General features: G+C 60.0%; 3 protein-coding genes and 2 pseudogenes. 1 reads left to right on the plus strand and 4 read right to left on the minus strand.

All coding sequences use genetic code 11. The features are described 5' to 3' along the window. Positions 1 to 2: 2 nt before the first annotated feature. From AB4048_RS11855 to AB4048_RS11865, 3 genes are all read right to left on the minus strand, one after another. The gene (locus tag AB4048_RS11855) at positions 3 to 2,264 is read right to left on the minus strand and encodes a DUF3141 domain-containing protein (protein ID WP_442202153.1); all 2,262 of its coding nucleotides are present in this window, start codon (positions 2,262 to 2,264) and stop codon (positions 3 to 5) included. Positions 2,265 to 3,083: 819 nt separating this feature from the next. Beyond that, positions 3,084 to 4,481: a DUF1254 domain-containing protein gene (locus AB4048_RS11860; RefSeq protein ID WP_442202154.1), complete on the minus strand. Its 1,398-nt coding sequence runs from the start codon at positions 4,479 to 4,481 to the stop codon at positions 3,084 to 3,086. Between the two features lie 168 nt (positions 4,482 to 4,649). Then, positions 4,650 to 6,266, minus strand: a complete 1,617-nt coding sequence (locus AB4048_RS11865) for an arylsulfatase (RefSeq protein WP_442202155.1) — start codon at positions 6,264 to 6,266, stop codon at positions 4,650 to 4,652. Between the two features lie 513 nt (positions 6,267 to 6,779). Here AB4048_RS11865 and AB4048_RS11870 point away from each other — a divergent pair. Further along, positions 6,780 to 7,361 (plus strand): annotated as a pseudogene (locus AB4048_RS11870) (redoxin domain-containing protein); the annotation flags it as partial. A gap of 74 nt (positions 7,362 to 7,435) precedes the next feature. On the opposite strand, the pseudogene AB4048_RS11875 reads toward AB4048_RS11870, so the two are convergent. After that, positions 7,436 to 7,983, minus strand: a pseudogene (locus tag AB4048_RS11875) (group II intron reverse transcriptase/maturase); the annotation flags it as partial.

The raw sequence follows: 7,983 nt of genomic DNA on the forward strand, positions 1-7,983 counted from the left end.
CGCTATCGGCTCGGTGGCAGGCTTTTGCGCCGCCCTGCGATTGCGGTTACCGTCGCGGGCGTTGCCCGCGGGACCGGCTCCGCAAGCGGCTCTTCGGCAACCCCGAAGAGCCCGACGATCCTCTGCCAGCGTTTCTCCGCCTCATCCGACAGCGGACCACGCGCGCTCAGCACCTGTTGCAGCGACGCCAAGGCCTCGCGGCGGGTTGTCTCATCGCTTGGCAGCAGGCGCGGTATCGCGTCGAGCGCCGCATCTTCATCGATCAGCAGCGTCAGGTACTGCTCGCGGATAAGGGCCTTGAATTCCCCGAGCGACATCGCCCGCTCTTCGGTTCGGCGCATCCGGCGGATAGCTGCAAACCCGCGCTCGTCGGCGCCTCCGCCGGCCATGGCCACGTAAAGCAAGCTGCGTGCCAGGCACTCGCGGAGACCACCCTGCCCGATGCGGGCCCGAAGCTCCTCGGTGCGTTCCTCGAGCACCCGGCGGTGCAGTCCCGTCTTGCTGGCGCGGCGGTGCGGCTTGGTGTCGGAAGGATCGATGCCAACCGCGGCCTGCAACAGCGGAGAGCCGTAGACAGACAGGAAGGCCGCCTCCGACATCGCTTCCACGGCGTTTTGCCAGGCGTCGAGCCCGGCCACGATCTGCGCGGACATCGCCTGTTCGACCGCGAGCAACGGATTGTCGGATTTGACCGGGCAGCGTTCCTCGCTCGCAGTTTTCGCAAGTTCGGCAATCGGCGCCATCCACGGATTGAGGTCGGAAAACAGCTCGTATTGCAATCTCAGCGGATGCGCCGCCCGCATTTGTTCGGCCACCCAATCGGGAGCCGCCATGCGCACGAACGGCTGAAGGAACGAACGGTAAAGCGCGAGATTGATCTCCGATACCCTCGCCGCGGTCGCGAAACGGCGGTCATCCTCGGGTCCATTGCCGCCGAGCGCCCTTATATCGTCGAGCGTCCTCGTCTCGCAGCGCATGATCCAATCGCCGTCGACCAGATCCGCGCTGGCGGTCTGCTCCGTCTTCGGCTCGAAAATCGCTTCATAGAGCCCCGGCGGAAGCGCGTCGATGAGGTCTATATTGCTTGAGAACTCCCCATGCTCCTTGCGAGCAACACCCGCCGAGACGAATATCCCCAAGTGCCCGATCGTTTCGTGCACGGTATAGACGATCGTCTGCCCGTGCGAGCGTATCTCGTTGACGTCTTCATAGAGGTCGAGGATCCAGCCAAGTGCCTGCTGTGGCGGAGTGATATTGTCACCCTTGGAGCAGAACACGACGATCGGCGCCTGGATGTTGCGAAGATCGACGGCCTCGCCTTTCGAGGTGCTGATGCGACCGGCGGCGAGATTGTTGCCGATGAAAAGCTCGTCGACGATGAACTGGATCTCTTCGGCATTGAGGCAACCGTGACCGCCCCACCACTCTTCGAAGCCGAGATAGCGCGGCGCCTCGGTGTCGATTTTCGAATAGAGATTGTATTGCTTTGTCCAAAGGGTGTTAGCCGGATTCTGGTTTTCGAAATTCTGAACCAGCCAGGCACCGTCGAACACGCCGTGACCGAGATCGCCGGTCAAGGCTGTCAGCCAACTGCCGCCCAGCAGACCGCCCGAGTAGCGCATGGGATACTTGCCGCGCACGCCCGCCCAATAGGAAAGCGGCGCGCCAGCGAGAATAATCGATCCGAACAGTTCTGGACGTATGGCGGCAAGTATCGCCACCGCCCAGCCGGCCTGGCAGTTGCCGATGACGCAAGGTTTTGCTTCCGCCTGGGGATGCAGTGTGATCACCTTTTCCAGGAAGATCGCTTCCGCCCGCGCCACGTCTTCGATCGTCTGGCCCGGCTCCGGCTGAGGCAGAAAGCCGATGAAATAGCATGGGTGGCCCGCCTTGAGCGCGACGCCGATCTCGCTATCCGCCTTGAAGCCGCCGATCCCCGGTCCATGCCCGGCTCTCGGATCGACAACGACGAACGGCCGTCGCGTCGCGTCGATCTCGACACCGGCCGGCGGCACGATCCGCGCCAGCGCGTAGTTCACCGGTTTTTCCAGCGATCGTCCGTCGATCAGAAGCTCGGCATCGAAATGCAGAACGTGGGGCGCCTTGGCGGCCGCATGGATTTGATACTGGTTGCCGCGCTTGCGCATGACATCCCAGAAAAGAATGCCGCGCTGAGCAGCATCCATGGCGTAGTCCAGCGCGAAACCGGCCGGACCGAACTGAGTGGAAAAATTGCCGGCAGGACTATCGGAAGAATACCGCATACGAAATCTCCTTACTCAGCGCGCATCGTTGCGAGATCAAAGATTTGGCTTGGGCGGGGTGCCCAAGCTTGAGCTAAGCGAAGTCGTTGTGCCCCTCCGGCCGTGTTTTCTTAGCACATGCAGCATACTGCCGCGAGGCACCGCACAAACGTATTTTACGGTAGCATACGCCGATGTCTTGCAGGTGACAGGAACGGAGTAAGGGTTGCGTTCCGCTCTGCGGGCCAGAGCCGCGCCCTAGTGAATGGTGCTCGGAGGATGACCTTGTTCCTCGCCGGCGCACGCGATCTCTGGAATCCCCTATCGGAAGCAAGCCCGCCCTTGTGGTCTCGCGCAACGCCCTTCGCCTGCATCTCGGTCTTGCCGGCGTCTATGACCCCTGGTCAGCTCGCGTCAGACTGCACTATCGCCTGCCACTGATGCGGCGCATATCGACAACGCGGCCATCGCGCTGCCGGATGGCTATCTCGAAGCGGCTACCGCCCCTCCAGGCACGATAAACGAAGAAACGACCACGACAATCGATCCGCCGGATGTCCCTAAAGCCACGGTTGCGGAGCAGCCTCTCGCCCTGACTACAGCTAATTCCCCTGCCTCTATTGAGATTGGTTCCAACACTAATGGAGATATGGGTCTGTGCGCTTGCCTCGGTCGGCAGGGATATCGATGGGATGGACAGACCGACAGCCAGCGCTAGTGACAGGAGCAATGATCTAGGCAAGGCAATCTCCTCTTGAGCAATAAGGCGCGCTTTTTCCGCTGGTTATACAACTGCGAACGTTAGAGCGATAGAAGGTAGCGCAATCCCGGAAGACTGCTTCACCTGACTTGCTCGACATCCGGAAGCACCCAGCTTTTGTCGAACAGCGCTTTCGTGGGACCGTAGAGGCGGAACATCACTTCGAATTCGCGCTTTGGGTCAGTTGGAATCCAGTTCGCTGCCTTGCCTTTTGGAGCCTTCGGACCGAGGAAAAGCTCGACCGAGCCATCGTTATTCTTCTGGAGATCGGGGATCTGCGATGAGCGGCTGGCGCGGGACATATTGCGGATCAGCGCATGGGTTTCGCGATCATAGGCGGTCAGCGACCAGTACTGCTGGACGGGAACGTTGGCGGGTACGGTGAGCTTATAGGTCTTGCCGCCATCGAGGCTGCGCCCGGCCTTATCCTTGATCGCGATCAGATAGAACTGGCCGGTTCCCAGTCGCTTCAAGCCGACGAACGCGTAGCTGTAGGCCACAGCGCGAAGATCGACCGGGTATGCCTCAGGCTCGCCGTAGCCAGCCTGTGCGCTTTTCACCAGCTCCGGGTTCGCGGCAAAGTTCCATCTGCTGTTTTCGTAAAAAGGGATCTGGCCCGTCTCGTATTTGGTTTCGAGCCACTCATGTCCTTCCTTCACGCCTGCCACCAACTGCTTCGTAATCGCCGCCGTCGGCGAGAAGGGCTTGCCTTTCTCGATGCCCAAGGACTTCAGCTGGTCGATCATGACCTTGTCGCGTGGCAGCCAAGGTTCGGTCTGGACGATCCGGTCAAGCGACTTGAAGAAGCTGGCGTCGTATTTGATCGTGGAATCAAATACCACGCCCTCCGCATCGGTGAAGACCGTTTCCGGCGGGTTCGCGGCCTGCGACAGCGGATAAACCTTCAGCCGCTTGGCATAGGCAACGGACTTTGCAACATCGGCGTCGCTGTGACTGGCAAGGTTTGACCTCAGCAACGCATAGCCGCCGAAGGTATCGGACCTCAATGGGATATACCCGTCGGGTATCGTCCCGGTGTAATCAGGCGGAAGCACGAGATACTTGCCGCCCTTGCCCTGGTCGGCTCCGGACGGCCCGGCATCCTCAAGCGCCATCTGCCAGACGTTGACGATGTTGCCGTTGATGGAGCCGCCTTCGGCAGGCGGAACTTCGATGACGACCGGTCCGTCCTTGGTGTCGGTGAAGGCCATCAGATAGATTGCATCGGGGTTCGGCGTCAGGGTCTGATTGTGCCAGTCGAGCGGCTTCGACCAGTAAACGATCTGGTTCGCCTTGCCTTTCGTCTTTGTAAGCATTTCCTGAAGCATCAGGTCGTAGTTGACCGCCGGTATGCCCCAGATGACCGCCTCGACGGCTCGGCGCTCTACGGTGCGGTTTGCCAGTTCTTCCGGCGAAAAAGCATTGGCGGCGGACGCACCCGTGATGAAAACCAACGCCGCTAGAACTCGCCTTCGCATACTGACTGTCCTCCAATGACGTGATCTTGAAAAATGACTGATTTTGCAGCCGACCGGGTCTTCGCGTCTTATTTCGACGAACTGGTGCTGGCCGCAGCAACGGTCAGCACCACGTTACAAACCAACTGAACTTTCCCTGGACCAAAGGTAAGTCAGCTGCTTGTGCCGTCAGTTCTTCGGAGCTGAAAGGCTCTCCATCACCGCGTCCAGATTGAAGCTGGCGGGCTTCTGACGGATCGGAAACTCCTTGAAGCTTTGCAGCCACTGCGCGACGATGGCTTGCGAGGGGACGACGACAAACGCTCTCGCGAAGAACCACGTCTCATATTCCATGGACTCATCTCCGCGTTCGAATGGATCGGATCGCAGGTTGAAGAGAAGGGGGGTCCTGAGATCGGTGAATGGCTGGCGCCAGACGCCGATGCCCGTGTGATCCTGCGACTTGAAGACGACCTTCCAGTTCTGCACGCGAACGGCGACCAGTTCGCCGTCGTCGTTCCAGTAGAGGAAATCGCGCCGTGGAGAATCGTTAGAGCTTCCCGACAGGAACGGCATGAGATTGTAGCCGTCGAGGTGGACTTTGAAGGTCTTGGTGCCCGCTTTGTAGCCCGTCAGGCACTTGGCCACGATATCGGGTTCGCCTGCCGCGGCGCAGAATGTCGGGATCAGGTCGTAGTGCGAAAACGCTTCGTTGTGGATGGTTCCAGGCTTGATGACGCCTGGCCAGCGAATGCACATCGGTACACGGTAACCGCCTTCCCAGTTGGTGGCTTTTTCGCCCCGGAAGGGCGTGTTGCCGCCGTCGGGCCAGGTCATCACCTCCGCGCCATTGTCGCTTGTGTAGACCACGATGGTATTGTCGGCGATGCCGAGGTCGTCGAGTTTCTTTAGGAGTTGGCCGATTTGGCCATCGTGTTCGACCATGCCATCGGAGTAAACGCCCAAGCCTGTCTTGCCCACTGAATCGGCTTTGAGGTGGGTGTTGACGTGCATTCGCGTGGAATTGAAATAGCAGAACCAGGGCGCGTCTGTTTTTTGCTTGCGGTCGATGAAGTCGAGGGCCGCTTCAAGAAATTCCTGATCCACCGTCTCCATGCGCTTGACCGTCAGCGGCCCCGTGTCTTCGATCTTTCCGTCGGCAGTCGCCTTGATCACCCCGCGCGGGCCAAACCGTTTGCGAAATGTCGGGTCCTTGGGATAGTCGGGATTCTCCGGCTCTTCCTCGGCATTGAGGTGATAGAGATTGCCGAAAAACTCGTCGAAGCCGTGATTGATCGGAAGGAACTCATCCTTGTCGCCCAGATGGTTTTTTCCGAACTGGCCGGTCGCATAGCCGAGTGACTTCAGAAACTCCGCAACGGTCGGATCTTCCGGCTGAATGCCGACGTCGGCGCCGGGCAAACCGACCTTCGTCAGGCCGGTCCTGATCGGCGACTGGCCTGTGATGAAGGCCGCGCGTCCCGCCGTGCAACTCTGCTCGCCGTACCAGTCGGTGAACATCGCGCCTTCGTTGCCGATACGGTCGATGTTGGGCGTGCGATATCCCATCATGCCGCGATGATAGATGCTCGGATTGAACCAGCCGATATCGTCTCCCATGATCATGAGAATGTTCGGCTTGCCGCCGGCCTTGCCGGATGCGGTCGCCTCCTGCGCCCTTGCCGGATTTGTCCCCGACAGCGACACGGCGGTCGCCGCCAGCGCGGTGCTCGCCACCAAGAGATCGCGCCGACTGAGACCCGGGCGCGCTTCACTCAGGGACGCTTTGATCGTTTCGTCTGCCATGCGAGTCCTCCACCTGATCGGATCTTATCCATTGCCGAAAGGTAGGGGACCTCCGTGAGGGGGGAAGTACGTTACAGTAACTGCAGGCGAGATTTACATATCAGTGGAGCCGCTTGGGGTGCGCGAAGCCAGCATCGTGGACGAAAATTCATGCCCTCGTTTGCTGCAACGCACTTTCGCCTTTGCTGTTGTTCGTTCCAATTCGCCCGCAGGATCGCTTTAGGCGGATGCTCAAATGAAGCGTAAATTGGTAACGCCGGTCTTCGCTCCTGATGGATAGGTCGCCCTATCGCCTCGTCCTAGGGTGTGTCTGCGAGGACAGCTACGAATGTCGCCAAGTCACGATCCAATGCCTCATCAGAAATGGCTGCATAGGGGCCGAAGGGGAGGTTGCCGTCGTGTCTTCTTCGCACTCCGCCTGGTCCTTGAGCATAGCGAGTGGTGTTTTGGCGTGTTAGGTTGGACCTGGATCAAGCCCAGCATTTACTTGAACGCCCAGCGAGGACAGATGCCGTGGGAGACCAGATACAGCCGCTACAGCCAGGGGAATACGCGCCCGCCTTCACGCTTCCCTCGGCAAATCGAGAAGGCCCGGTTTCTCTCGGCAACTTCCGCGGTCAGGCGTTTCTGATCGCTTTCTTCCGTGGACTGCATTGCCCGTTCTGCCGGCGTCAGGTGGGGCAGCTCGGTGGCGTACAACCTGCACTGCGCGCGGCGGGGGTGGAAACTGTCGTCGTGATCAACACGCCGGTCGAGCGCGCCCGCATGTATTTCGCGCACCGGCCGTCGCCGGCCCTGCTCCTTTGTGACCAAGATTGCTCCACGCACCGGGCTTTCGGCGTGCCGCGTGCCGAGTTGCTGTCTGAGGAAAGCCGCGAGGAGCCGGTGTGGCCCTATCGGGTAAGCATCGAGCAATTCGAGGCGGCTCGCATTAACCCGACGGGCGAACTACCGGAGGCGCTGCATCCAATGGCGGCCAATCCCGTACTCAACGCAAAGGATGGCTTCGAGCTCATTGAAGCCGACCATGCGATCTTCGCAAACCACCCCACACAACTTGTCGGCCACTTCCTCAGCGACGCGGACGGCGTCGTTCGCCGAGTAGGTGGGGACGTTACCATCCCCACCCCTCACAGACCCGGACGAGCGGATTTCCCGCATCCGGTTCCTCACAGTAGAGTTTGGCTGACGGTGGCGAACTTATGGACGACCCTGACTGGCGGCAGTGGATGTCGTTTGAGGATCTCGTTGAGGCGTGTCCACCGGACTACGTTTTGGCGATCTCGACGCGACAGCCATTTCTGCCATATCCTAACGACCTCATGAGCGAACCATCGCAAACGTCGACCATTGCCACCAACGCCATAGTAGGCGAAGTGGCCCCGCAGCATCGAGGAGAGGTGGCGATGCTGATCGCGGATCGACCAATGCCGATTTCGTCGGCACCAGTCACTGACCGCGGCCAGCCCTCGAGCAAAACGGCCCTTGGCCGTGATTTGCATCACCATGTCCTTCCCTTTGCGCGACCGTCCCCATACGTGGGTCAGGCCAAGAAAGTCGAAGTTGACGGCATCCGTTTCTGGATGCCGTGTTCGCTCCGTCTTTCTCGGGCGAAAGTCGATGAGCCGCGTCTTGTCGGGATGAAGCGTTAGCCCAAACCGTTCAAGACGCTTGCCCAGCACTGCCAAGACCCGTTGGGCGTCGACAATATTGTCGA

It is taken from the genome of Rhizobium sp. RAF56 (genome assembly GCF_052113965.1).
Lineage (GTDB): Bacteria > Pseudomonadota > Alphaproteobacteria > Rhizobiales > Rhizobiaceae > Rhizobium.

Coding starts and splice junctions, on each gene's coding strand:
- AB4048_RS11855 (WP_442202153.1), bottom strand. CDS start 2,264: ATGCGGTATTCTTCCGATAGTCCTGCCGGCAATTTTTCCACTCAGTTC.
- AB4048_RS11865 (WP_442202155.1), bottom strand. CDS start 6,266: ATGGCAGACGAAACGATCAAAGCGTCCCTGAGTGAAGCGCGCCCGGGT.
- AB4048_RS11860 (WP_442202154.1), bottom strand. CDS start 4,481: ATGCGAAGGCGAGTTCTAGCGGCGTTGGTTTTCATCACGGGTGCGTCC.